24 protein-coding genes are annotated in these 24,512 nt (G+C 36.6%); 18 read left to right on the forward strand and 6 right to left on the reverse strand.

Translation table 11 applies throughout. From position 1 onward, the window contains the following. The first annotated feature begins 19 nt into the window (after window positions 1-19). The 7 genes from BN1225_RS07710 (at window position 20) to BN1225_RS07740 (ending at window position 6,188) form a co-directional block, all read left to right on the forward strand. The gene (locus BN1225_RS07710; RefSeq protein ID WP_041139232.1) at window positions 20-616 is read left to right on the forward strand and encodes a uracil-DNA glycosylase family protein; all 597 of its coding nucleotides are present in this window, start codon (window positions 20-22) and stop codon (window positions 614-616) included. 64 nt (window positions 617-680) lie between these two features. Beyond that, window positions 681-1,799: a M15 family metallopeptidase gene (locus tag BN1225_RS07715; protein WP_041139233.1), complete on the forward strand. Its 1,119-nt coding sequence runs from the start codon at window positions 681-683 to the stop codon at window positions 1,797-1,799. Window positions 1,800-1,859: 60 nt separating this feature from the next. Then, the gene (locus BN1225_RS07720; RefSeq protein ID WP_041139234.1) at window positions 1,860-2,615 is read left to right on the forward strand and encodes a TraX family protein; all 756 of its coding nucleotides are present in this window, start codon (window positions 1,860-1,862) and stop codon (window positions 2,613-2,615) included. A gap of 4 nt (window positions 2,616-2,619) precedes the next feature. Further along, window positions 2,620-3,438, forward strand: coding sequence for a MerR family transcriptional regulator (locus BN1225_RS07725; RefSeq protein ID WP_041139235.1), 819 nt, complete (start codon window positions 2,620-2,622; stop codon window positions 3,436-3,438). Window positions 3,439-3,491: 53 nt separating this feature from the next. Further along, the gene (locus tag BN1225_RS07730; RefSeq protein ID WP_041139236.1) at window positions 3,492-3,950 is read left to right on the forward strand and encodes a VOC family protein; all 459 of its coding nucleotides are present in this window, start codon (window positions 3,492-3,494) and stop codon (window positions 3,948-3,950) included. Between the two features lie 101 nt (window positions 3,951-4,051). Further along, a complete protein-coding gene (locus BN1225_RS07735) occupies window positions 4,052-5,359 on the forward strand; it encodes a replication-associated recombination protein A (protein WP_041139237.1) in 1,308 nt (435 codons plus the stop codon). Between the two features lie 133 nt (window positions 5,360-5,492). Then, window positions 5,493-6,188 (forward strand): putative ABC transporter permease, encoded by a 696-nt coding sequence (locus tag BN1225_RS07740; protein ID WP_052466478.1) that lies wholly within the window; start codon window positions 5,493-5,495, stop codon window positions 6,186-6,188. Window positions 6,189-6,244: 56 nt separating this feature from the next. Here the strand turns inward: BN1225_RS07740 and BN1225_RS07745 are convergent, their stop codons facing one another. Beyond that, window positions 6,245-7,591, reverse strand: coding sequence for an aldehyde dehydrogenase family protein (locus BN1225_RS07745; RefSeq protein ID WP_041139238.1), 1,347 nt, complete (start codon window positions 7,589-7,591; stop codon window positions 6,245-6,247). Window positions 7,592-7,683: 92 nt separating this feature from the next. On the opposite strand from BN1225_RS07745, the gene BN1225_RS07750 reads away from it, so the two are divergent. From BN1225_RS07750 to BN1225_RS07765, 4 genes are all read left to right on the forward strand, one after another. After that, complete coding sequence (locus tag BN1225_RS07750; protein ID WP_041139239.1) at window positions 7,684-8,448, forward strand: hypothetical protein; 765 nt, start codon at window positions 7,684-7,686, stop codon at window positions 8,446-8,448. Between the two features lie 287 nt (window positions 8,449-8,735). Further along, entirely contained in the window at window positions 8,736-10,058 is a 1,323-nt protein-coding gene (locus tag BN1225_RS07755) for an MATE family efflux transporter (RefSeq protein WP_041139240.1), read from the forward strand. A 107-nt stretch (window positions 10,059-10,165) separates the two neighbouring features. Continuing rightward, window positions 10,166-10,684 (forward strand): hypothetical protein, encoded by a 519-nt coding sequence (locus tag BN1225_RS07760; protein ID WP_041139241.1) that lies wholly within the window; start codon window positions 10,166-10,168, stop codon window positions 10,682-10,684. 25 nt (window positions 10,685-10,709) lie between these two features. Then, window positions 10,710-10,958, forward strand: a complete 249-nt coding sequence (locus BN1225_RS07765; RefSeq protein ID WP_041139242.1) for a Smr/MutS family protein — start codon at window positions 10,710-10,712, stop codon at window positions 10,956-10,958. Here the strand turns inward: BN1225_RS07765 and BN1225_RS07770 are convergent. After that, a complete protein-coding gene (locus tag BN1225_RS07770) occupies window positions 10,951-12,903 on the reverse strand; it encodes an AAA family ATPase (protein ID WP_041139243.1) in 1,953 nt (650 codons plus the stop codon). The two genes, BN1225_RS07765 and BN1225_RS07770, sit on opposite strands and share 8 nt — an antisense overlap. Before the next feature lie 101 nt (window positions 12,904-13,004). Between BN1225_RS07770 and BN1225_RS07775 the strand changes: the two genes are divergently transcribed. After that, the gene (locus tag BN1225_RS07775; RefSeq protein ID WP_041139244.1) at window positions 13,005-15,329 is read left to right on the forward strand and encodes an ATP-dependent DNA helicase; all 2,325 of its coding nucleotides are present in this window, start codon (window positions 13,005-13,007) and stop codon (window positions 15,327-15,329) included. Here BN1225_RS07775 and BN1225_RS07780 read toward each other — a convergent pair whose 3' ends face one another. Continuing rightward, entirely contained in the window at window positions 15,330-15,935 is a 606-nt protein-coding gene (locus BN1225_RS07780; RefSeq protein ID WP_041139245.1) for a hypothetical protein, read from the reverse strand. A gap of 189 nt (window positions 15,936-16,124) precedes the next feature. Between BN1225_RS07780 and BN1225_RS07785 the strand changes: the two genes are divergently transcribed. Next, window positions 16,125-16,445 carry a DUF7957 family protein gene (locus tag BN1225_RS07785; protein ID WP_041139246.1) on the forward strand — a complete coding sequence of 107 codons (321 nt, stop codon included), beginning with the start codon at window positions 16,125-16,127 and terminating at the stop codon, window positions 16,443-16,445. Window positions 16,446-16,477: 32 nt separating this feature from the next. Here the strand turns inward: BN1225_RS07785 and BN1225_RS07790 are convergent, their stop codons facing one another. The 3 genes from BN1225_RS07790 to BN1225_RS07800 form a co-directional block, all read right to left on the reverse strand. After that, window positions 16,478-17,098, reverse strand: a complete 621-nt coding sequence (locus BN1225_RS07790; RefSeq protein WP_041139247.1) for a hypothetical protein — start codon at window positions 17,096-17,098, stop codon at window positions 16,478-16,480. Window positions 17,099-17,188: 90 nt separating this feature from the next. After that, window positions 17,189-18,952 carry an ABC-F family ATP-binding cassette domain-containing protein gene (locus BN1225_RS07795; protein WP_041139248.1) on the reverse strand — a complete coding sequence of 588 codons (1,764 nt, stop codon included), beginning with the start codon at window positions 18,950-18,952 and terminating at the stop codon, window positions 17,189-17,191. A 102-nt stretch (window positions 18,953-19,054) separates the two neighbouring features. After that, window positions 19,055-20,455: an MATE family efflux transporter gene (locus BN1225_RS07800; RefSeq protein ID WP_052466480.1), complete on the reverse strand. Its 1,401-nt coding sequence runs from the start codon at window positions 20,453-20,455 to the stop codon at window positions 19,055-19,057. Between the two features lie 143 nt (window positions 20,456-20,598). On the opposite strand from BN1225_RS07800, the gene BN1225_RS07805 reads away from it, so the two are divergent. From BN1225_RS07805 to dapA, 5 genes are read left to right on the forward strand one after another with little or no spacing between them, the layout of a single operon-like run. After that, window positions 20,599-21,873, forward strand: a complete 1,275-nt coding sequence (locus BN1225_RS07805) for an L-cysteine desulfidase family protein (RefSeq protein WP_041139249.1) — start codon at window positions 20,599-20,601, stop codon at window positions 21,871-21,873. A 59-nt stretch (window positions 21,874-21,932) separates the two neighbouring features. Further along, complete coding sequence (locus BN1225_RS07810) at window positions 21,933-22,235, forward strand: hypothetical protein (RefSeq protein WP_041139250.1); 303 nt, start codon at window positions 21,933-21,935, stop codon at window positions 22,233-22,235. Window positions 22,236-22,285: 50 nt separating this feature from the next. After that, on the forward strand, window positions 22,286-23,077 hold the full coding sequence (locus BN1225_RS07815) for an NAD-binding protein (protein ID WP_041139251.1): 792 nt from the start codon (window positions 22,286-22,288) through the stop codon (window positions 23,075-23,077). Then, a complete protein-coding gene (locus tag BN1225_RS07820) occupies window positions 23,071-23,652 on the forward strand; it encodes a dipicolinate synthase subunit B (protein WP_041139252.1) in 582 nt (193 codons plus the stop codon). The genes BN1225_RS07815 and BN1225_RS07820 overlap by 7 nt, the downstream gene beginning before the upstream one ends. After that, window positions 23,653-24,507 carry a 4-hydroxy-tetrahydrodipicolinate synthase gene (gene dapA, locus BN1225_RS07825; protein WP_041139253.1) on the forward strand — a complete coding sequence of 285 codons (855 nt, stop codon included), beginning with the start codon at window positions 23,653-23,655 and terminating at the stop codon, window positions 24,505-24,507. The last annotated feature ends 5 nt before the right edge of the window (window positions 24,508-24,512 follow it).

Raw genomic sequence — 24,512 nt, forward strand, 5'->3', positions numbered from 1 at the left:
AAACAGAAAGGTTGATTTTATGTCCTATGATACATTAGAAAAACTACAAAAAGAAATCCAAACCTGTCATGATTGCAAGGAAAGATTTGGTTATTTACCTCATCCTATTGCATTTGGTAAAAAGGAAGCGAAAATCATGCAAATTTCGCAGGCGCCTTCTAAATTAGTTCATGAAACACGGCTCCCTTTCAATGATCCGAGTGGGAAACGTTTGCGTGAACAATGGTATCAGCTCAGTGATGAGGTTTTCTATGACCCAATGTGTTTTTATATAACATCGATTGCTCATTGTTATCCCGGTAAAGCAAAAAACGGGGGAGATCAAAAACCTCCTAAGCATTGTGCGGATAAATGGTTATTAAAGGAAATGGCCTGTGTGGAAAATGAAATTTATATCTTGATTGGACGTTATGCCGCTCATTACTTTTTTCCTAAAGAGAAGTTTACAGAAATGATTTTTAAGGATCACTGGCTTAATGGGAAACCGGCCTTTATCTTGCCGCATCCTTCTCCGCTGAATATGCGCTGGTTTAAGATGTATCCGCAGTTTGAAGCGGAGCGAATGCCAATGATTGCAAAGGTGATAAAAGAGACATTAGGGATTCCGATTGAATAATACTGTCTATTATCGACGAACTATGCTAGAATAAAAAAGAATATGAAATAAAGGAGTGAGTCACATGAAAAAAAGAAAGGTGCGACCACAGGCATGGATTGCTTTGGTTGTTGTTGTTATTTTATTTGTTGCGGCGGCATTATTTATTATTTTGAATAAAAAGCCAGCTTTATCTATAGAATTTAAGGAAAATAAAACAACAATCGAATATGGAACTGCCGATATCAAGGCAGAATCTTTAGTTGCTTCATTTAAAGCAGATGAAGTCATCTATCCGGTGATTGATACTTCGAAAGTGGGACCTCAAAAGATTGAATTTGTTTTAAAATCTAAAGATAAAGAGAAAAAAGTTGAGTACACAGTAGAAATTAAAGATACACAAAATCCACAGATTACTTTGCGTCAAGAAGTTGTTGAGATAACGGTTGGGCAAAGTTATGATCTTGCAGCAAATGTTGAATCTGCCAGTGATGTGGTTGATGGAGCACTGCCATATAAAGCGGATCCGAGCAAAGATGAAGTGAACTATTATACCGCAAGCAGCAATGCTGATCTTGCGAATGCAGGGGAATATACAATAAATGTTGAAGCGGTCGATCAAAACGGGAATCGTACAACTGCCACTTATACATTGAAAGTAGTGGCAAAGGATCAGCTTACAAGTGGGAATAATGACGAAATCCAGCCAACTTATATAAATGGTATTTTGATCGTAAATAAGAAATATGGTATTCCTGCAGATTTTGGCGGATGGAATGAAGAAGCGTCAACCGCTTTAGAAACTTTGCAGGCAGGAGCAAATGCGGCAGGTTATGATATTCCTTTGATTAGTGGATGGCGCAGTTATGATTATCAGGTCGGATTATACAATGATTATGTTGCCACAGATGGACAAGCTGCAGCCGATCGTTATTCGGCACGACCAGGATTTTCAGAACATCAAACCGGATTATGCTTTGATATTGGGGCAGTAGATGACAATTATGGAACAACACCGGAAGGAAAATGGCTGGCGGCACATGCTCATGAATATGGGTTTATCATTCGTTATCCGGAAGGGAAAGAAGCCATTACCGGATATATGTACGAACCATGGCATGTTCGTTATGTCGGGATTGATGCCGCTACAGAAATTTACAATCGTCAAACCACTCTTGAGGAATATTTGGGAGTCAGTGGTTAGAACAGAGATATCGGATCATTAGGTTCGATATCTTTCATTTTACTAGTTCAGGAGGATATCATGTCAGAAAAAAGAATGGGGTTAAGCAACAGTTCGATTAAGATCATCGCATGCGTGTTCATGCTGATGGATCATATTGGGGGAGTTTTAATAGAAAGAAAACTATATCTGCCAATGCAGCTAGGAATAGGAGAAATAAAGGAAAGCTGGCTGATATTGGATTTCGTTTTGCGAAGCATCGGTCGTATTGCTTTTCCGCTGTTTTGTTTTTTATTGGTAGAAGGCTTTTACCATACCCACAGCAAACTCAAATACATGCGCAACTTAGGAATCTTAGCTGTTCTGTCGGAGATTCCCTTTGATTATGCTTTCTTTGGTGAATGGAATATGCACTATCAAAATGTATTTTTTACATTATTGATTGGCGTTATAGCGATGTATGGCTTTGATAGGATAAAAGAGAGGGTAAAAAGTCCTCTGATTTTCTGTATGAGCTATCTGTTCATTACCTTTTTAGCCTGTGGCAGTGTTGTAGTAATCGGTGGAGATTATAGTGCTTATGGAATCTTATGTATTATCGTGATTTACTTTTTTCGTGAAAAGCCGGTCTTATCTGTAGGACTTGCCTGTATTATTCTCTGTCTGCTTTCCATCACAGAACTGCCGGCTTTTTTGGCGATGATTCCGGTCGCTTTCTATAATCATCAAAGAGGATTATCTTTGAAATATGCGTTTTATCTGTTTTATCCGCTTCATATTATGCTTTTGTATGGATTATCTTTATTGATTTTTCAACAGAATATAAGGATGGGCTGATTTTATGGCAAAAGAATATTATACGATCGGAGAAATATCTAAAATATGTGGAATTCCCATCCGGACATTACATTACTATGATGAAATCGGTCTTTTAAAACCTGAGAAAAAAGATATTGAGACGAACTATCGTTATTACACCTCTCAACAGTTATTGCTAATCAATATCATTAGTCAATTTAAGAGCGAGGGGTATTCTCTTAATGAAATAAAAGAAAAACTAAAGTCTGATTCGATTCGTTTTAGTGAAAAAAACATCGTTAAAAAAAGAGAAGAAGTTCATCAAACTATTCAACGATTGATCCAAATAGAAGAACGTTTAAGCAAGGAATTGGATATCATCCAATACATCAATGCACCAATGAATATTCACTTAAAGTTTCTTGAAAAGAAAACAGTTTTATTCATTCGTAAAAAAGATGGGGGTACCCCTCAAGATTTCATGCGTCGTTTTGCCGAATTGAATCATCTTTTAAAAAAGAAAAACTTATTGCCGTCAGGGCCCATTAAAGCGATTTATTACGATGATTATCGGCAATTTGACCCGACGAATGCAGACATTGAGGTGGCAGTAGAGGTAGTGCTAGAAGATCCGCAAGAGGCACAGGTTCGGGAATTTGGTGGAGAATGGGTATTATCAGCTCTGCATCATGGAGCTTACGAAGAAGAACCAAAAACCTATGGACTAATGCTGGATTGGATGAATACGCACGGATATGAGATGAATGGGGCAGCCATCGAAAATTATTTGATTGATCATTCTTTAACCTCTAATATGGATGAATTTGTAACGGAATTGATGATTCCTGTAAAAAAGAGTTGACCTTACAGCTGCTGTAGGGTTTAAACTTTAAATAAAGAAAGTAGGGAAGAACGATGAAAATGAAAACATGTATGTTAGTGGTAAAAAATATGGAAAAAGCAAAAGCATTTTATACGAAAGTGATTGGACTTCGAGTATTGGCGGATTTAGATGGGCATGTTGTCTTAAGTGGAGGATTGGCATTGCAGACTGAAGAGAGCTGGAAAGGATTTGTTCAACAAGAAGTGACCTATCAAGGCAATGATACTGAAATTTATTTTGAAGAGGATCAGTTTGATAAGTATTTAGAAAAACTTCATGGAATGAAGGAGATTCACTATGTCCATCCCGTAATGGAATGTGAATGGGGACAGCGTGTTATTCGTTTTTTTGATCCGGATGGGCACATCATTGAAGTCGGTGAAAACATGAAGGTTGTATGTCAGCGATTTGTTGCAATGGGGCTAAGTGATGAAGAAGTGGCAGAAAGAATGTGTATTCCAGTGCGAGCAGTAAAAAACTATAAACGTTAAAAAGTAAGAGACGGTCAACAAATGAGAATTGACCGTTTTTGTGTCTAAAGATGGAAAAGTAAGAGAGATTCATGCTAGAATAGAAAAAGAGGTGAATGACGATGGATAGATTATTAGATGATGAACCCTTAGCGGCACGATTACGACCAGATACTTTAGAAGAATATGTAGGACAAAAACACCTTTTAGATAAGGATGGGATTCTTTATCGTTTGATCGAGAATGACAAAGTGCCTTCCATGATTTTTTGGGGACCGCCGGGAGTAGGGAAAACCACATTGGCAAGAATCATTGCGCATAAAACAAAAGCACGTTTTATAGATTTTAGTGCAGTGACAAGTGGGATCAAAGAAATTAAGCAAGTTATGGCAGAAGCGGATAAAGAACGTATGTATGGAAGGAAAACCATTGTATTCGTTGATGAAATTCATCGTTTTAATAAAGCTCAGCAGGATGCTTTTCTACCTTTTGTTGAAAAAGGAAGCATCATATTGATTGGAGCAACGACAGAAAATCCGTCATTTGAAGTAAATTCAGCGCTTTTATCTCGTTGCAAGGTCTTTGTTTTAAAATCACTGACGACACAAGATTTAGTTGATTTATTGAAACAGGCTTTGAAAAGTCCGAAAGGATATGGGAATATAACGATTGATGTGTCTGATGCCATTTTAAATATGATTGCCGGATTTGCTAATGGAGATGCACGGATTTCCTTAAATACATTGGAGATGTTGGTTTTAAATGCCGAAAAAGAAGGCGATCGTTGGATTATCCATGAAAAAAGTGTGGAACAATGTATCAGTCAAAAATCACTTCTCTATGATAAAAACGGGGAAGAACATTATAATATTATCTCTGCTTTGCATAAATCGATGCGCAACAGTGATGTCAATGCTGCGATTTATTGGTTAAGCCGCATGTTGGAAGCCGGTGAAGATCCGCTTTATGTAGCCAGACGTTTAATCCGTTTTGCCAGTGAAGATATAGGTATGGCGGACAGTCGAGCTTTAGAGATTGCAGTTGCCTGTTATCAAGCTTGTCATTTCAATGGGATGCCGGAATGCAATGTGAATTTGACGCATGCTGTTACTTATCTGTCTTTAGCACCTAAATCCAATGCGTTATATAAAGCCTATGAAATGGCAAGAAAGGATGCCCTGACAACACTGGCAGAACCGGTGCCTTTAGTGATTCGTAATGCGCCAACAAAACTGATGGAAGATCTTGACTATGGAAAAGGGTATCAGTATGCTCATGATACTAAAGAAAAAATTACCAATATGGACTGTCTGCCAGAAAAACTGTTGGATCGTCGTTATTATCAGCCTACAATGCAAGGAACGGAAAGTAAAGTGACGGAACGTTTAAAGCAGATTGAAGCATGGCGAAAAGCCCATCGTCAAAAGTAAGATTCTAAGCACTTCTTAGAATCTTTTTGCTTTATCAGCATATCTTGGTAGTGGTTGTATTAACATCACAATGATGTTATAATCAAGGCAATATAAAATGTCGACATTTGACAAATGAATAGGGGAAACGTTTATGGAAAAAAGTATGAGAGGCTCAAAGGATAAAACTGAAAAGGTGTTTGCACAAGGCTTTTGCTATGATAAACTTTTCTTTGTTTTTTTAATTGGCGGCATTGCAGGAACCTATTATGAAGAAATTCTTCATTTTATAAAAGTATGGATTAAATATGGCAGAGTCGAATGGGTAATGCGTCAAGGCGTTATTTATGGGCCTTTTAATCCGGTATATGCCATCGGTCTATTATTAATGGTGATATGTTTGAGCCGTAAACCTAAAAAATGGTATATCACTTTATTTCATGGAGCGTTAATTGGCGGAGGGTTTGAATACTTGCTAAGTTTCCTTCAAGAAAAAGTCGTGGGCAGTACATCATGGGACTACTCACATCATTTTTTAAATATCAATGGACGCACAACTTTACCGTTCATGCTGTTTTGGGGACTGCTTTCTTTAGTCTTTGTTTATTATGTTTATCCGCCTCTATCAAGGTGGATCGAAAAAATTCCCTATTCACTGGGGAAATCGCTGACCATGATCTTATCCATCTTTCTAGCGTTTGATATGGCAATCTCTTTGGCTGCGGTAGTTCGACAAAATTTAAGACGAAGTAATATTCCGCCATATTCAATAATAGGGCGTTACTGTGACAGCGTTTATCCTGATGAATTTTTAGAACAAGTGTTTCCGAATATGGTATATAAAGACTGACAAGCGAAAGCTTGTTTTTATTTTGGATAATAAAAAGATGATCTGAACTGCTTCGATCATCTCATTATCTTTCTTACTAACTGATATAGTGTTTTAGAATAAGGTGGGTATAAAGAAACGATATCCTTTTTTAAAAAACGATGATGGATTGTCTGCTTATGAGAAAACGTAATAAAACTGTCTTTACCGTGATACTGACCAATGCCCGAGGTACTTACTCCGCCAAAAGGAACTTTATGTGAAATCAGATGATTGATCGTATCATTAACACATCCGCCACCAAATGCAACACGACTTTGAAGGTCTCGAATATGCTGTTGATTGTTAGAAAAGATATAAAAGGCTAACGGATTAGGATGTTTTTGAATCATCGGAACAATTTCAGAAAAATCTCGATAGGTCACAAGGGGCAGGATAGGACCAAAAATTTCTTCTTCCATGTACGTTGATTCATTTCCTGCCACAAGCGTCAGTTCAATCTGTAAATGTTCCCTGTCATAAGTGCCTCCACTATAAATTATAGCGGTGTCTAAAGGCTGAATCAAACGGTCAAAATGATGTGTATTGACGATTTTAGCCATATGTCCTTTAAATTGATTAGCATAAGTAGACCAAGCATCAATAAAGGCATCTTTTTGATGTTCATGGATAATAAGATAGTCGGGAGCAATGCAGGTTTGTCCGGCATTTAATGCTTTTCCCCAAACAATTTTTTTAGCGGCATCTTTTACATCTGCCGTTTCGTCGATCACTACCGGACTTTTTCCGCCTAACTCTAAAGTGACGGGAATCAAACGCTCACTGGCAGCTTTCATGATACTTTTTCCAACTGGAATGCTTCCTGTAAAGAAAATGTGCTGAATAGGGCTGTGGGTCAGGGCGATGGTCACTTCCTTATCCCCATTAACGCAAGCAATATAGCGTTCTTCAAAATTATCTTGCAGCAGTTGTGCTAATAAGTCAGCTGTGCAAGGGGTGTTTTCAGAAGGTTTTACAATACAAGTGTTTCCTGCGGCAATAGCCCCAATCAAAGGTTCGATTACAAGCTGAAAAGGATAGTTAAAAGGACCGATAATCAAGCTGATTCCATAAGGGACATAAGTAATGGCATCATAACTGCCAAATAAAAAAATAGGAGAGAGATATTTTTTTGGTTTCATCCATCTTTTTAAATGGCGAAGTGTATAAGTAATACTGTTTAACACAAAGCCTATTTCTGTAGAATACGCTTCAAATGCCGGTTTGCCTAAATCCTGATACAATGCTTCTTCAATTTTTTTGGTGTTATCAGAAATTATTTTATACAAAGTCTTTAATTGTTTTTTTCTAAAAGTATAAGACTTTGTCGCTTGGGAAAGAAAATATTCATTTTGTAAAGCGATGATTTTATCGATGTCTTGCATAAGTATACTCCTTTTTTAATATTATAGCATATCTCATCTATACAATTAAACGAATAAAAGCTATAATAGAGACATGCGAAAGGGAGGATAATATGACAATATTTGACATTACAAATAAATCAAAAGCCTTAGAAAGTTTAGCGACATTCCTTCAAAGAGATATTGAAGCAATCCGACAATATATGGAACATCATATCCAAGATTACGATGCGGCTAAATTGCTTGAGACATTAAATGTTGATCATGATGCTCTGCCTTTTGATACTGTGCAATTAGTGGGGATGCATGTAACCTCCAATGATGATCAATGTGCATTTATAAAAGAACATGGGTTATCTAATCTGTATGCCGTGTTATCTACGCAAAACAGTTTAACCGCTTATTTAAAAGAACATCAGATCCTATTTGATCTCTTAGATAAGACAATTAGCTATCGTGGGAAAACAGAATCTTTAGATGATCCCAAATTTCAGCCATTAAAAGAAAAAATATATGATGATCAGTCTACTCATGTATATTTACGGGTTGGGGATTTCGGTTATTATTCCGCAAAAAATCAAATTCGTCCGGAGATTTTGACTTTACTGGCAGAGATTTATAATGATGATGATTTACTCTCTTATTGGGATATTGATCATCAAACCTACTTAATCAAATTTACCGAAGATTTGAGCAACTTTGATTTAGCCAGTTTAGCCCCTTCTCAAAATAGGGAAGATGTTCTGCTGCAGTTAGTTTATTATGCAATGGATGTCATTGCGTTAAACGAACATGTTGAATTATGGTGTCAGCTTAAAACGGGATATCGTGTACCGCCGCAAAATATTATGGATATTCATGACTTTTACAACAACTAGGTCTCTAGTTGTTTTTTTAATAGGGGATGACGGGTACGCAAAATATGATGGGCTTATATGTGGGGGATTAGGAATTAATAAAGATCAGCGATAAAGAAGTGTAGGAAATTTGCTGTTTGAATAATGAATCATATTTATAGAAAATGATCTTAATAATAGGATGTCACGGTCTTAATAGGATTATCTTTTGTTGGTCATGTTTTATCGAATTTAACAAAATCTTAACATTTCATGTTGATAAAAAAATAAATGAGCGTATAATTTTTACATGTTTAGGGGGAAATGACATGTTTAGTAAGCAGGATTTAAAAAGATTAATTTTTCCGCTGATTATCGAACAGGTACTTGCCATGACAATTGGAATGGCAGATACGATGATGGTATCTTCTTGTGGAGAAGCAGCGGTTTCAGGGATATCGCTTGTCGATACGATTAACATTTTGTTAATCAATATATTCTCAGCCCTTGCAACAGGAGGGGCGGTTGTGGCAAGTCAATATTTAGGTAAAAAGGATCATGATAATGCCAATAAAGCCGCAAAACAATTGGTGTTTGTAACCGGAGCGTTAGCACTGGTCGTGATGATTGTCTGTTTGTTGGTAAAAGGTCCGTTATTAGCCTTGATTTTTAATATCGATGGAGAAGTCATGAGCAATGCACAGATCTATTTTACTGTCTCTGCAATCTCTTATCCGTTTATTGCATTGTATAATGCCGGAGCGGCTTTGTTTAGATCGATGGGGAATTCAAAAATCTCCATGTATAATTCCGTTATTATGAATATGTTGAACATTGTGGGGAATGCGGTGTTAATTTTTGTCTTTCACATGGGTGTTTTAGGGGCAGCATTAGCGACTTTGTTTTCTCGTGTAGTTGGCTCTATGACGATGCTATGGATGCTTAGAAGTGAGTCTTTAATGATTAATGTCCGCCATTACTTTCATTTCAAATTTGATTTTGGCATGATTAAAACGATTTTGAAAATTGGGGTGCCCAACGGTTTAGAAAACGGAATGTTTCAGATTGGTAAAATCTTAGTAGCAGGCGTAGTGGCTTCATTTGGTACAGTGGCGATTGCCGCGAATGCGGTTGCGAACAATATCGCCGGATTAGAGATTATTCCCGGAGCGGCGATGGGACTCGCTATTGTTACGGTTGTTGGACAATGTGTCGGGGCTGAAGATTATAAACAGGCAGAACATTATTCTAAATATTTAATGAAGATTACTTTTATATCGATGTTGGTTTTAAATGTTGTGATTTTGGCTTTGTGTAAACCGATTTTAGGATTATACAGTTTATCACCGGAGACAACGGCAACGGCATTTGAATTGCTTGTATTACATACGGTGTTCGCCATCTTGGTTTGGCCAATTGCGTTTACGTTGCCTAATGTATTCCGTGCAGCAAATGATGCGAAATTTACAATGTCTATTTCTATTTTCTCTATGTGGGCATTTAGAATCTGTGCATGTTTAGTGTTAGCTTATGTCTTTCATATGGGGGTCATGGGGGTTTGGATCGCCATGATTTTAGACTGGTGCTTTAGATCACTGTGCTTTATTTGGCGTTGGAAAAGCGGTAAATGGAAACACAAAAAACTTATTTAGAAATAATCACCTTATCTCAACAAGGTGATTTTTTATATGGAAATACAATAAATCTTAAATTTTTTCTGTTCTCCTTCATATAATGTACTAGATAAATGGAGGGAACTATGAAAGAGATTAACATTATAAACCTAGATCAAAATGAAACGACTTTATTACCGCATTGCTACAACATTGGCTTTACTCACTTTTCTTCATTAAACTACCCGCATTATGCCATGGATGGTGTCATCAGCTTTGCCGGCAGCTTGATTGAATTTAAAGAGAAAATATTAGTAGATCGAAACATTCCCAGTCTCTTGCTGCAGGAATTATTATTGACATTAAATGATGAAGAAGTGACTTATACATTGCATTCAGAAGCGGTTGACTTTACGAATGGGAACGTAGTATCGGGAAAAATGCTGACACTAAGCATGGAAGAATTTGATTTTGATATTTATGCAATCTATTCAGTTAGTATCGGAATATCAAAATTAGATTTTGATAATTTTGTAAAGCAGCTGCCGGCAGTGTTTAAAATGCGAATCATGGAAGAAAATGAAAATCAAATGATTCTATTATTAAATATGGGAGATTATGATTTGAAAAAAAGTATCGCTATGCTTAAACAACACTGCGAATGATGCTATAATGAATAGGGTGATGAAAATGAATGGTGGTATTATTGAAATTGATATACATGGGATGAATCAGTATCAGGCAAAGACCTATATTGATTCGCAATTAAAAAAAGCGAAAACGAATGTATATCGGTTACGCATTGTTCATGGTTTTCATCAAGGCGATGCGTTAAGGAAAATGGTTCGTCAGACCTATCGGCATCATCCTAAGGTGATAAAAATAGAAATAGGACTAAATCCGGGAATAACAGATTTAGTCCTAAGAAATATTATTTAACGAAATCAAAATCAGAAAGTTTTAACTGATTGATTGAGGCTTCTTTTTCAACAATCAGACGTTTGGCCTGATTGATCATGGCCTGTTCAATTAAATTTCGTGCCATACGACCGTTTCCGCTTCGTTGTGAATCGGTCTTTTGTTTTTGTTCAAAATAATGAAGCAACGGCTGGAAACACTCTTCATCAATCTGATAATCTTTTGAAGCGGCAATATTGAAGGTAATATCCAACAGTTCCTGTGCGGTGTAATCCGGGAACTCAATAATATTAGGGAAGCGTGACTTCAATCCAGAGTTTGCTTCTAAAAACTCGCTCATTTCTTTAGTATAACCGGCTAATATGACGATCAGTTGATCGCGATAGTCTTCCATGCATTTTACTAAAGTATCGATTGCTTCCAAACCAAATGAATCTTCTTTTCCACGATAAAGTGAGTAAGCTTCGTCAATAAACAGTACCCCGCCAAGTGCTGATTCTACCACTTGTTTGGTTAATGGTGCCGTATGTCCGACATAGCGTCCAACTAAATCTCCGCGGCTGACTTCCACTAATTGACCGCTTTCTAAAATACCGATTGCTTTTAAATAACGTGAAACAATACGGGCAATCGTCGTTTTTCCAGTTCCGGGATTTCCGGTAAAGATCATATGTTTAGAGATGTCCGATGTTTTAAAACCACTTTGTTCTCTTAGTTTCATGATTTCATAATGATCTTTTAAAGAAAGAATATATTCTTTGATTTCTTTTAAACCGATAATCGTATCGAGTTCATCAATCACTTGTTGTAATTCTAAATTGCTTTGATTAGGTAAGAGGTGATCCAACGGATAAACGATTTCATCCACTAAAACAGACATATCCTGCTGTATAGTGACGCTTTTAATTGGACGTGTTTCTTGAAGTTTTAGTTCTACTAATCCTTGATACAATTTGTCATATTGATATTGAATGGATTCGATGCCTTGTTGGGGATCATATTTTTTTAATATGGTCGTTTCCAATTTGGGATCAACAGTGACATCGATCTGTAATTGATTTAAACAACGCTGAATAAAGATGAACTGCTGTTGTTTGGTGATTTCTGCCACTTCTTCTTCACTAAAGGCATTTGTTTCGCATATATCGCCAAATAATTGAATAAACTTTGTTCCCAATTTTGCAGTTAACTGGCTTATTGACTGATCAGAAACAAAAATCAGGTATTGCTGATTCGCTTCCAGGCTGCCGATGGAATCACTTGAGAGTACATTTGTACTTTCTACTAATTGATGATTATTTAAAATGTAACGTTTATTTAATGTGATTTTCCCAGTTTTTAATAATTGAGTAATCATAGATAAATATCCTGTAAAGCATTGTTCAAAATTCAAGAAAACTAAAATACTGTCACTTTTAGAAAGCAGGGCGAAGAGGTCTTGTAAAAACAATTTTTCTTCTCCTTGAGAGGGGTAAAGAGATAAATCCATGATATGAAGATTTTTGCTTTTTACTTCTCCTAACAGATAAAGCAGTTCATTTGACTTATCTAATACAAGTTGCTTTCCGGTTCCCTGTTTCCCTAAAACTAAAATATTATTTTTGATTTTACCAATTCGATTTCCGGCAATTTTCGCTCTTTTAAACGCAATAACGAGCTGATGGATAAATCGATCTTGACCAATCATGATATCTTTAAGTTTTGTTTCAAAATCACCAAAATCAATTTCTTTTGGTGTTTCTTCCTTCATCTCTTCCTTTAAATTCTGCTGCAGTTTATCCATTTGCTTGCTGGTGTTTTTCATCATCTGACGGCTGTTTTCTTTGATCAACTGATCCATTTGTTTGCTCATCTGTTCCAACTCACTAACTAAATCCCCACTTTTTTTATGCTCTTTTTCCATTTTTTCTAATGTTTTTTTCGTCCCAAATACACTGTTGAGAAGGTCATCAAATTTCTTGTCCATATCCTCATCTCCTAGTGGTATCCTACCATAAATTGAATATTCTCACAAGCACATAGATTTTAAAGTAAAAAATATGTATAATGGAGAAAAGAGGTGGATGCATGGAAACAGTAAGATGTTCAATTCGAGAAATGGTAGAGTTCATCAGTCGCAGCGGACATATCATTACAGAAATTTCAGCGAATAACCGAGCCGTTGAAGGGACCCGCATTCATCAGCTTATACAAAAACAACAAGGCGAATTTTATCAGGCAGAGGTCGCTTTAAACTATGAATTTGAATATGCCGGTTTTTTATATGTTCTTCAGGGCAGGATGGACGGATTAATTATTTCAGAGAAGGAAATTTGTATTGATGAAATTAAATCTGTTACCTATCCTTTAGATGATTTAGATCTTGATCATGTCAATCCACGCCATTTCCACCAGCTGATGTGCTATGCTTATATTTATTGTGTTCAAAATGATCTCAAAGAAATAGATTGTCAGCTGACATATTATGATGTGAATAATAAAGATCAGAAAATATTAAAGGAACATTTTTTATTTGATCAGATCGAAACGATCTTTTTTTCAATCGTTGAACAATATCATGCGTTCGTTAAGCTGTATTTTGATTTTAAAGAAATTCGTGATCAATCTTTGGAAACATTGGCTTTTCCTTATGATCAGTATCGAAATGGTCAGCAGGAAATGATGAATGCCGTCTATTATACAATTAAAAATAAGCAAAAGCTTTTTATTCATGCGGCAACCGGACTGGGAAAAACGTTAGGAACCATATTTCCTGCTTTAAGAGCATTGCATCATGGGCATACAAACAAGATTATGTATTTGACTGCAAAAGCGATTACTCGTACCGTTGCTAAAGAAACACTTTGTCATCTTGAAGAAATCGGGCTGACTTTAAGAACGGTGGTAATTACCGCCAAAGATCAAATGTGTTTTCTTGAAGAACGTCATTGCCATCCGGATTATTGCCCTTACGCCAAAAATCATTATGACCGGGTAAATCAGGCGATGCTGGATATCATGGCACACGCCAATACTTATGATAAAGAAAATATTCAGACATTTGCTTTAAAACACGAGGTCTGCCCCTTTGAGTTTTCTTTAGACCTATTTTTGTTTAGTGATTTTTCAATACTGGATTATAATTATGCTTTCGATCCAAGAGTCAATTTACAGCGGGCCTTTTATCCTGAAAGTAAATTAACTATGTTGGTGGATGAAGCCCATAATTTAGTCGATCGTTCAAGAGATATGTATTCTAAGGCTCTGTTTCATTCCCATATCCGTCAAGTCAAAACGATGATGTCAGATCGCTCGAAAAATGCTTATAAAGCCTTAATCGCGTTGGATGAAGTGATGATTCAGCTAAAAAATGACTTAGCGGATCGTCCTTATATCGTCGACTATCAGCCACCGGTAGAAATGGCTAAACGAGTAGAAGGATTCTTATGGGCAATGCAAAAGTTCCTGTCAGAAAACGGAGAGCAAGAACAGGAGATTTTGGATTTATATTTTGAATGTGTGGCATTTATGAAAATCTATGAATTGTATCGTGAATCTTATGTCACTTATGCCGTTGATGATGGGGATGTCATGCTGAAAATTTACTGTATGGACCCAAGCAGTTTGCTTAATGATTATTACACTCAGGCACAAGCTGTTATCTTCTTTAGTGCAACTTTGCTTCCTATTCAATATTTTTATCGCATTCTAGGGGGCAAGAAAGATGATCTTAAATTATATTATGATTCCCCTTTTGATAGCCAAAACCGTTTAGTTTTAGTGGGAAGCGATGTACAGGCAAAATATCGTCAGCGTGTCTATTCTTATGATAAAATCTGTCAGTATATCTCTAAACTGGCAAAGGGAAAAATTGGAAATTATTTAATTTTCTTTTCTTCTTATGAATACCTTAATCAAGTGTATCAGCGTTTTATGCCAAATGATGAAGTTTACGTTTATAAACAAGTAGGACAGATGAGTTTGGAAGATAAAAGCATATTTCTTGATCATTTCAAAACTGTAAAAGATCGTTCACAGGTATTTTTCACGGTTTTGGGTGGAATGTTTTCAGAAGGGATTGATTTTAAAGGGGAGCAGTTGATTGGCACAATTATAGTGGGAGTAGGACTGCCGCAGCTGGGGTTAGAACGAGATCTCATCAAAAGTTACTTTGAAACAGATGGGTATGATTATGCGTATAAATATCCGGGGATGAATAAAGTGCTTCAGGCAGCCGGACGTGTAATTCGTACCCATCAGGATCGCGGAGTAATTTTATTGCTGGATGAACGTTATGCTTCAAAAGAGTATACAAAAATGTTTCCACGAGAATGGAAACATTTGCAGAAAACCTCAGTGGATCATGTTTCAAAACAATTAGAAACTTTTTGGAATGGGACTAAGGCGTTGTAATCATTTTTTTGACAGATCCTGAAAACTGATATAACCTTCTGTATTGAGGTAGTGGTAATAGGTACTTTCTTCATTTGCGCTATATTCAACAGTCACGCCACCGGTATCCCAATATTTTCTGCTTTCACTAGTAGTATTCCCATTCATAAATTTACCTTCTAATTGCCAAGCAATCTTATTGAGAGATTCTATATTATAAAACATTTTTCCGATAAATTGCTTGTTTTTATTTACATCTTGACGGTTAATGTTCCCGTATTCAATCTTTGTGATCTTTTGGTTTTCTTCATCCTGTTCATATTGAACGAAAAAATAAGGACGAACGGTATATTTTGATGTGACTTGAAGATGATAAACGAATAACCCATAATGAATAGAAGGATCATTTTCGGCACGTTTCAGCAGCTCATTGAGAATATCTGTCGGAATACTGGCGTCTTGCTTAATCGCGTCGATATAATCGGCATGATCTTGGTAAGCGGTAAATTCAGTGAAATTTGGGTCCGGCTGCAGTTGTTTGGCTTTGAAATAGGCAGCAAGACAGATGACACCGATAATGATGACCAAAATAACCAATAAGCTATGTTTAAAGAATTTCTTTTTCATAATAAACCACCTTCCTTATCTTTATTATACTTGAAAATTAGGAATAGGGGGAGAACTCATTCTTTTGTTTTAGCCGGTTTTTACCGAATATTAAGAAATTTTTTAAACCTTTCGAGAATCTTTAGTATTTATTCTATATTTTTGCATATTTTATAATGTATTCTTATATCAGAATAGGAGCGTGGAAAAATGACCTTTCAAGATAATTGTCTTCAACTTAATGGTAAAGAAATCGTGTTTCCAAACAAAATCTATAATGTTATGATGAGTAAATCTTATATTTTTGTATTATTAGGCTTTGATTTAGATGTTCAAACGCATTGTAATATTTATTGTTTGAATCAAGAAGGGCAAGAATTATGGAAAATAAAAAAATGCGAATCGAGTGGGGTCACTAAAAATATGAACAACGCTTATATTGGATTAAGAATAACAGATGGCAAATATGCGGCAGTTAATTTTTACAATGAAATTGTCCATTTTAATCCATTTAATGGAAAGATAATATAAAAGCAATGCCGTTTCTTGATGGGCATTGCTTTTTAATATGAAATAATAATCGTATCATCCAATCTCAATCGCCCCGAATCATGAATATACTTATAATGTTCGTATAAGCCGTCAATGACATATTGAACAAAAGCAGATTCCGTACTTCTAGGTTCATTTTTATAAGAAGTATTCCCTTCATTATAAATATTACCGTTTAAATCCCAAATGAGAACACCATTAGAATCTAAAATATAATAAAGCGTACCATTATATGATTTGGCTGCCTGTGAATCTTGTATGTTTACTTCGGCATGGTCCACACTTGTGATGATTTCTGGGGCCTGCGTGTTGGGGTTATTTTTAAACTGAATATAAAAGCAAAGCTGGATACTGCAATCAGAGGTAATTTGAAGATGATGAATAAGTTTGCCAAAATGTAGGGAATCATCCGCAAAAGCCACATTGATTTTTGAATCCAAAGTTTCATCTGAAACATTATGGTTTTGTGATAAAACATGAATATAATGGGAGGCCTCCTCATAAATCGTCAGTTTTGTGTAATCAGGTGGGGAAGAGAAAGGCTTTTGCAAAGAATAAAAGCCGATACCGGTACCCGTTACAACGAGTACTAAAAAGAAAATAATAAAGGATTGAAGTAGAGATTTTTTCATTATACATCACCTTCCTTATCTTTATTATATAAAATAGTTTAAGGGAACGCGATAAAATTTCTGCTTTGGCAAATAGTAAAAGTGATGCGGCTAATGTGCCTGCATCACTTTTTCGTTTAGTTCACTTAAATATTCCCAACGTTCCAGTTTTTTTTTCAAAGTAGTTTCAAGCTGTTCTTGTTTTTTTGTGAGATCCATGATCTTTGTATAATCATCATGGAATGTGTTCATTTCTTTTTCAATTTCTGCTAATTGTGTTTCCAAATGACTGATTTCAGATTCGATTGATTCAAACTCTTTCTTTTCCTGATACGTCATTTTGACAGTACTGACTTTTTTTATGACTTTCTTTTTGGCTTCTTTCACAGTTTCTTTCTGAGTTGTCTTTTTTTCTAAATAATCACTGAATCCGCCCATGTATCGCTGAATGACTCCGTTTTCTTCAAAAGCGAAAATCTGATCGACAACACGATCTAAGAAATAACGGTCATGGCTGACTGTGATAACGATTCCGCTAAATTGATCCAGAAAATCTTCTAGGACATTTAAAGTCGGGATATCAAAATCATTAGTAGGCTCGTCTAAAATCAAGACATTTGGCTGTTTAAGTAAAACAGTCAGTAAAAATAAACGTCGCTTTTCACCGCCGGAAAGGCGGTTTACTACGGTATATTGTTTTTCTTTTTCAAATAAGAATTGTTCTAAAAGCTGGGTAGCACTTAATTGTCCCTCACTGGTTTGAAAATGTTCGGCATAATCACGAATGATATCGATAACTCGTTTATTTTCATCGATTCCTTGAATTTCTTGTGAAAAATAACCAATATTAACCGTATCACCTAAAATAACTTCACCGGCAGTTGGCTGTTTGATTTGAGCAATGATATTCAGTAAAGTCGATTTACCGATTCCGTTAGCTCCGATGATCCCTACGCGATCATGACGTAAAAACAAATATGAAAAATGCTGGATAAGTGTACGATCACCTAGTTGATAAGTCACTTCTTTTAACTCGATTGTTTTAGAGCCAAGGCGACTGGCGATCGAAGAAAGGTCAAATTCCTTATCCTGTGAAACAGAAGCGATTTGAGATAATTTTTCGAAGCGCTCTAATCGGCTTTTGCTTTTTGTAGAGCGTGCCTGAACTCCGGCACGTACCCATTCCAGTTCTTTTTTTAAAAATTGCTGACGTTTATGGTCACTGGCAATCATTTGGGCCTGAGTGAGTTCTTTTTGTTCGAGATAGGCAGAGTAATTGGCTTGATAACAAAATAAGTCACAGCGGTCAATCTCTACCATCTTGTTGCAGACGCGCTCTAAAAAGTAACGGTCATGTGTTACCATGGCGATAGCTCCGGGATATTTGATTAAATATTTTTCCAGCCATAAAATCATATCTTGATCTAAATGGTTCGTTGGTTCATCTAAAAGCAGCAGATCGCTAGGTAAAAGCAATGCCAATGCTAAAGCAACACGCTTTTTTTGTCCACCGGACAATTGGCTGATCTGCTGGTCGTAATCATAGATTCCTAATTTAGATAAAATCGCTTTGATTTCATAGTCATTCACTTTATCTTTCTCTTTTAACTGACTGCTGATATAACTAAAACAGGTTTGACCCTCAAGAAAATCGGGCATTTGTTTTAAATAACTGATCTTTATATTTCCACCTGTAATATAATCACCGCTGTCCATCTGCTCAATTCCGGCAATGATTTTCAATAAGGTGGATTTCCCGGCACCGTTTTTTCCGATGATCCCAATCTTATCTTGATCATTGATGATAAGCTGAGCCTCTTTTAGGATTTGTCGGTCAGCGTGGCGTTTGTTTAAGTTTTTTATTGTGATTAGCATAAGTTCCTCCTGAATGAAGACTTGATTTACTCCCTGATTTTATCATAAAAGCAAAGTCGGATACAACTGATTGTTTTATATGATAAAAAGGTGCTAAGCACCTTAAACTTTAAGATTGACCCAATTTCCTTTGCGATAACGTATTCGGGAAGCAAAATAACGAATGAGCTGATCTAAGAAAAGAGAGAGCCATGCCCCAATTAATCCTAGTCCTAATGGGAAAGCTAATAGGTAAGTCAAGACCGGGCGTACCACTGTAACGCTCACTAAAGAAATCATCGCAGTAAATTTAACGTCTCCGGCACTTCGCAGACAACCAAAAGTAATGACTTGAGTAATCTGGAAGACAACAGTTAACACAATGATAAAAACGATATTGCCGCCGGTTTGGATAATGACCGGATCATTAGTAAAGAGACCCAAAATCTGATAACGGCAGACAATCAGGAAGGTTCCCACTAAAACAGCGGCTACCTTTCCCAGCTTTTGCGTAGAAGTGCTGTATATTTTTGCCATATCTTTTCGTTTGGCACCCAGACTTTGCCCAACTAAAGAAGAAGTGGCGACAGATAGTCCGTCTCCAAACGAGAAAGAAAGATTGATGATATTCATACAGACTTGATGTGTGGCAAAAGCAATAGTCCCTAAAGTTGCCACGGTCTTTGAGTAAAGGAAGAAACCAATACGCATAAAGACTTGTTCCACAAAAGAAGAAGAGGTAATAAAATATAGATCATGCAATGTTTTCTTATCGAAACGCCAGTTTTGGTGGAAAGAAAAATGCAGGAATTCTTCTTGATGACGTAAAGACATAAATGACATGATGCAGGCAACTATATTTCCTAATGAGGTAGCAATAGCGGCACCAGCAACTCCCATCTTAGGAAAAAAGCCTATCCCGTTGATGAGCAAGAAGTTAAAAATTAAATTAACGACATTGGCAGTTAGATTCGTTCTCATAGAGATTTTAGTGTTCCCACATCCTTTTTGAGCGGCATTGATCGTCAACGACATACTATAAAAAATATTACCGACCATAATCAATTTAAAATAAGTGGCGGCCATATCGACATATTCGTCATTGGCACCGGCAAGATAAAGGATATCTTTAGCCCAAATAATTCCCGCTATGGACAATACTAAAGCGGCACCGATACAAATCATCAATGCTTGTCTTAAACAGCGGTTTGCCGCATCTTTATCCTGTTCGCCCTTTCTTCTTGAAACGACAACAGTAACTCCCACATTTAAAGATAAGATTACCGCTAAAATAATAAACTTCGGTTGATTGGTGATGCCGACAGAAGCAATCGCATCGGCTCCGATGGAACCAACCATGATCATATCGACAGAAGAAATGAGCGAAATCAAAACGGCTTCCAGCGTAGAAGGCCAGGCAACACCTAAGGTCTTTTTATAAATTTCTTTATCGCTGGGGATTTCACCTTGTATTTCATCTTTTGATACATGTGATTTTACAGAAAAAAACTGACTTAATTTCATAATAATTCCCCCATATAAAGATAAGTCTAATATAGAAAATTTAGATAAAACGTTTTTTTCATAAATTAAAAATAATGAAACGTTTAAATAGGGTTGAATGTACCCTTTAGATTAGGTAGAATGTCTAATAGAGGAGAAAGATTATGCTAGAAAACTATCAAGAATACATTCAAATATTAAAAGAAGAATTAGTTCCGGCAATGGGGTGTACGGAGCCGATTGCGATTGCTTATGCCTGTGCAAAAGCAAAAGAAGTGTTAGGACAGCTGCCAACACGTTTAGTGGTAAAATGCAGTGGTAATATCGTTAAAAATGCAAAGTGTGTTACCGTGCCTAATACCGGACATTTAGTGGGAATCGAAGCAAGTGCAATTATTGGGGTATTAGCAGGAGATGCCTCAAAACGTTTAGAAGTTATCAATACTGTAAACAAGGAACAGATCAGCAAGGCTAAACAGCTGCTGAATACGGATTACTGTAAAGTAGAACTGCTCGAATCTTTGACCCCTTTACATATTCAAGTGCTTGCAACGGCTGATGACCATGAAGCATTTGTGGAAATTAAAGATACGCATACCAATATTACCAAGATTATTAAGGATAAAGAAGTGCTGTTTGAAACCCAACAGGAAGAAAGTAAATATTTGGGGGTACTGGCAGATCGTTCGGTCTTAAATATCTGCGACATTTTTGAATTTGCCAATACGGTAAATATTGAAGATGTTCAAGATATGCTGGATAAGCAAATTACCTATAATATGGCGATTGCCAAAGAGGGACTAAAAGGGGGCTATGGCGTTGGGATTGGTAAGATGCTGATGGAAAACTATCCGGATCAAGATGTCTTGACGTTAATGAAGGCTTATACCGCGTCTGCTTCTGAAGCGCGTATGTCAGGCTGTTCACTGCCTGTTGTGACAAATTCGGGAAGTGGAAATCAGGGGATCACTTCTTCTGTACCGATTATCGTCTATGCTCGCTATCACCAAATGAGTGCAGAACAACTGTATCGTGGTTTGGTATTTTCTAATCTGGTGACAATTCATCAAAAAACTGGGATCGGACGTCTCTCTGCTTTTTGCGGAGCTGTCTGTGCAGGCTGTGCCAGTGGAGCGGGAATTACTTATTTATCAAGAGGAACATTAGCACAAATCGATATGACAATCCGCAATACATTAGCCAATATTCCGGGTATCGTTTGTGATGGAGCAAAGGCATCTTGCGCGGTAAAGATTGCCACTGCCATTGATGCAGCGATGATGGCGCATTACTTGGCAATGAAAAATTGTGCTTATAATACATGTGACGGCATCTTAAAAGAGTCGATTGAAAATACGATCCAAGCGATCGGAAGAATCGGCAAAGAAGGAATGAAAGTGACCGATCATGAAATTTTAGAGATCATGCTTGAAAAATAGCATGATCTTTTTTTAGTATTTTTTCTTAATCTTTTGTCTATGTATTAGTGGAGGAGATTATGAAAGAAAACATTACATTAATAGCTTTAAATGCTCATTTACGTCAAGATATGACCGATATTTCGAAGTTGAAGGTATTTGCGGATCTTGAAATCATCAAAGCAGACAACGCTTTTTTATTTAAGTATGAAATAAAAATCGGCGAAAAGCAAACACATCCATCCATTTTTATTTCCATGGTGTATCGAATTAACGAAAACGAACAGTTAGATGCTAAGAAAGCAAAGTGCTACCTGTATGATATACATCCCTATTTATTAGAACTTGTAGGCTGTTTATTAAGGCAGAGTCTACAAGTTTAAATGCACATGCCCTTTAGTGACGCATATAAATAGATGAAAGGGGGAATAAAATGAAAGGTTATATATTGAATGACGATCAGCGTTTATCATATACCGAAATGGAATTGATTAAAAAAGGCTGCATGCTGTATGAGACGTTGACATGGGCAAAAGAATTAGATTTTGTATTGCTTGGATTTAATGGATTGAATGAAACCTTGAAAGGTACGAGTCATGGCTATTACTGCCATCTAGATGAAACTTTTTTTGAAAACTTGGATCCTAAAACGATTATTTATACAGGAAAAAACAATCCTGTCTTAAATAAATTACAAGAAAAATATCATTTTTCTTTCGTTACCTTGATGAAAGAAGAAGAGATGATCAATAAAAACGCTGTTTTAACTGCTGAAGGAACAATCAGTGAAATTATCCAAAAAAGACCTTATACTTTAGAAAATTCAACCACATGTGTCATTGGTTACGGACATTGCGGAAAGAGTATTGCCAATAAATTATCGGCACTGCAATCCGCTATTTTAGTGATTGAAAAAGATCCTGATGCTATTGAAGCGGCATTAAAGGATGGCTTTGAGATCATCAGCGAAGATGAGCTGCTGAAGCGACCAATCGATATCATTGTGAATACCGCACCCCACGAAGCAATGCAGGAAGAAACAGTAAAGAACTTAGATAAATCCATCTATCTATTTGATATTTCTTCTTTCCCATATGGCTACCATCATGAGTGTGCCAGTCATTTGCACGATTATATTTTACCGGGTCTGCCAAGCCAGTATGGCTATAAAGAGGCGGGTAAAATGATCGCTGATTTTATTTATAGGAGGGGAACAGAATGTTAGCAGGGAAAAAAATTGGAATCGGAATGAGCGGTTCTTTTTGTTCGCTGGAAGCATCGCTAAAAGCGATTCGTATTTTGAAAGAAACCGGAGCCGATCTATACTGCATCATGAGCGGCATGGTCTATGAAGAAGACAGCCGTTTCATGGAAGCTAAAGATGTTAGACAGCAAATGGAAGAAATTACCGGTCATAAAATTGTAACCACGATTCAAGAAGCGGAGCAATTTGGACCGAAAGATCCATTAGACCTTATTGTCGTTTTACCATGCAGTGCCAACACGATGGCAAAACTTGCCAATGGGTTGTGCGATAATGCTTTAGTTATGGCGATTAAAGCGACATTAAGAAATCTGCATCCTGTTGTATTGGGTATATTTACCAATGATGCATTAGGAAACAGCGGAACCAATATTATGAAACTGATGAACACGAAACATATTTTCTTTATTCCGTTTGGTCAAGATGACCCGGTAAAAAAACCAAACAGCATGGTGTGCGATCCAAACCAATTAGTGCCGACTTGTATCAGCGCATTAAACAACGAACAATATCAACCGGTTATTATTTCGTTTTAAATGAAAGCTATTTATACGGCACTGATCACACCATTTGACCAAAAAGGTCAAATTGATTTTAATGGATTGGAAAATGTTATCGCTAAATTGATTCGTGAAGGAGAAAGGGGCTTCGTTGTCTGTGGAACTACAGCCGAAGCGCCTACTTTGGGTTTGTCAGAAAAAGAACAGCTGTTAGATTTTGTGATTCGCAAAGCAAAAGATTGTTCAATCATTATGGGAATTTCCGGAAATGATACAGCTGAGGTATTAAAACAATTAAAATATTTTGAAAATAAAGAAGTCGAAGCCTTGATGATTGTGGTGCCTTATTATAATAAGCCATCACAAGCCGGTTTGTTCAAACATTTTGATTTGTTGCTTAGCAGTACAAACAAAAACATCATCATCTATAATGTGCCAAGTCGTTGCGGGGTAGAGATCAAAGCGGATACGATGCTTGAACTTTTAAAGAAACATCAGAATTTGATCGGGTTGAAACATGCCAGTCATAATTTTGAGATGGTGACACAAATAAAAGCGGCATATCCCCATTTTCTAATTTTAAGCGGCGAAGATGGAACATTAAAAGAGGGACTGGATCATGGGATGGATGGTGTTATTTCCGTCAGCAGTCATATGATCTATCCTAAGCTTGAACAGTTTATGAAAGACTATGATTATCAGATGAATCTGGAATTACAGGATGATTTCATTAAAAATTTTGCACAGTATGTTTTTATTGAAGCATCCCCGGGTCCAATCAAGTATATGCTGTCCATCGAGGGTTATATTGAAAATGTGCTGCGCTTGCCGATGTGTCCGGTAAGTAAAGAAACTGAGAAAAAATTGGAGCGTTTGGTGAATAATTTGTAATTTCA

Origin of the sequence: Beduini massiliensis (assembly GCF_000829905.1) — a bacterium.
Lineage (GTDB): Bacteria > Bacillota_I > Bacilli_A > Erysipelotrichales > Coprobacillaceae > Beduini > Beduini massiliensis.